The organism is Nonomuraea cavernae, from assembly GCF_040655715.1.
GTDB classification, from domain to species: Bacteria; Actinomycetota; Actinomycetes; order Streptosporangiales; family Streptosporangiaceae; genus Nonomuraea; species Nonomuraea cavernae_A.
On record NZ_JBFAKL010000075.1, the window covers coordinates 1 to 1,980 of the forward strand.

Below are 1,980 nucleotides of genomic sequence, written 5' to 3' on the forward strand. Positions count from 1 at the left end.
ATCGTAGGTGAGGCACAAGGTCACTCGCAGACCATCGCCGATACACCCACAGTCACGCTGGCGAACGACTTAAAGATCTACCGATGTAGTACTGGCGGGTGGCGAAGTGGTGCCGGTGGACGTATTCGACCTTGAGGGTGGAGTCGAACGATTCGGCTGCTGCCTGTGGTACGGCTCCTTCGGCCGCCATGCCGTGCGCGATCAACCTGTGACCTGCAACTTCTCGCCTGACTGTCGCAACATCCGAGAACTCCTCAAGCCCTGCCCCAGCCCCAACGCCAAGGAAGGAGACCATGGGCCCGAGGAGCCGGGCGCCCCCGCAGCGTCACGCGACGGCCCACCCTGCCCGCACAGGGAACATTACGAGCAAACTGCGGAGCCACTCACACGACACAGGCCGCTGACGAATCGAGCCTAAGTCCAGTCGCCCTCGTGCTCGGGACATTGAAAACCGGTTCCACTGCAGTATCCGCACTCACCGAAGATGGCCTTGCCATCACCGTTACACTTTTCGCAGCGTCTTACAGGTGCGCCGCAACGACAACTTGCTGCCATGTTCTCCCCGTTCTAGATCGCTTGTGCATAGTGCATCGCAATCTTGATAGAGGATGGAAAGCTCGTCAATAGCGAAAGCCGCAATCCCCCGCCCGGTCTTCCCGCCTGTCTGGTCCATCCCTCTCTATCAGACTGCTGTGATACATGGGACACATGAGTGCTTTTGATACAAAGCAGGGCGAGACAGGACGTATTGCGAAGCAGTGAGGCATTCCGCGTAAGCTCCCGCGACGGATCGTGATCGTCGGATCGGGAAGAGGGATGGCCCACCCTGCGGATTCTGGCCATCTGGCCCGGAACGTAGTGGAGCGACGACCCGGCGGAAAGTCCTGCGCGGTCCGGCGGCGGCGCGGCCCACATTCGGCGGGTGAGTAGCGGTACGGCGGGGCGTGGAGTGGCGGGCGGCCCAGAGTCCCGCCGCCGTTCGAGACCGGCGCCCACGCCGCACGCCCTGACGGGCGGCGGGCCGTGCGGCGGCGAGCGCCGCCGCCTTGATCACCTATAAGAACAATTCGGCAAGTCGCTCGGTCACTCTGAACTGGGGTCGTCGAGTAGGTGAGTGTTGGCGGCCTGTGCGGCGTCGGCCAGTTCCGGCAGTGTGATGACGGTGAACGAGGCCATTTTCTCGATCACGGAGAATGGCCTTTGACGTGGGACAAAGACTTACGTCTCGCCCGACCGTACCTACGTGGACCCCGTTGACGCACCGGGGCGGCTTGCGAATTGTAGCCAGCCCATCGGAACAAGACGATGGAGACACCGACGAGAGTCGTGACCCCACCGGAGAAAGAGGCAAGAAACATCGTCAAGGACTCCTCCTCCGGATCCCCAAGCCCGGCCGGTCCCCCATCGAGCCAGCTCATCGTGGACCAGGACCGAATGGCGACGATCACCCCGAACACGATTGTGATCGCACCCAGAACATAGCCAGGGGTACGCGTCCACGTTCCCTTGGCAGCAAGCACCAAGCCCACCACCAACCCGGCAGGAACGGTCAGGAACTGGCCGAGTACAAGCGCCGTCAGAGCCGTTAGCGATGCATGCTGGAAGCCGTCGCCACGTTGCAGCCACAGGAACGGCACCACAACACCGCTGAGAAGGCCGATCGCCAGTAACCGGAGCATCGCCACGTACAGCATGATCGTGGACTCGCTCGTTGCCGTGCTACCCCGACTGAGCGTGTAGCTGTACTTTGCAGCTGTACAAGATCGAAAAGGCCACTCCCGATCATGGGAAGTGGCCTTCGACGTGGAGTGGAGCCTAGCGGATTCGAACCGCTGACATCCTGCTTGCAAACCGACCGATCATGGCGGGGCGCGTGCGTTGACCTTGAGGTGCCCAGCAGATTTCGGACAGTCAGCTACATAAGCTGACAGAAGTCTGGAAGAGGTAGGTACGTGACGAGGCGTCGCAGGCAGTTCTCGC

Annotated in this window: 1 protein-coding gene; it reads right to left on the bottom strand. The window is 61.6% G+C overall.

Annotation, left to right across the window (positions count from 1 at the left end):
* Window positions 1-1,184 precede the first annotated feature (1,184 nt).
* A complete protein-coding gene (locus AB0I38_RS40270) occupies window positions 1,185-1,685 on the bottom strand; it encodes a hypothetical protein (RefSeq protein ID WP_358496173.1) in 501 nt (166 codons plus the stop codon).
* Window positions 1,686-1,980: the final 295 nt, after the last annotated feature.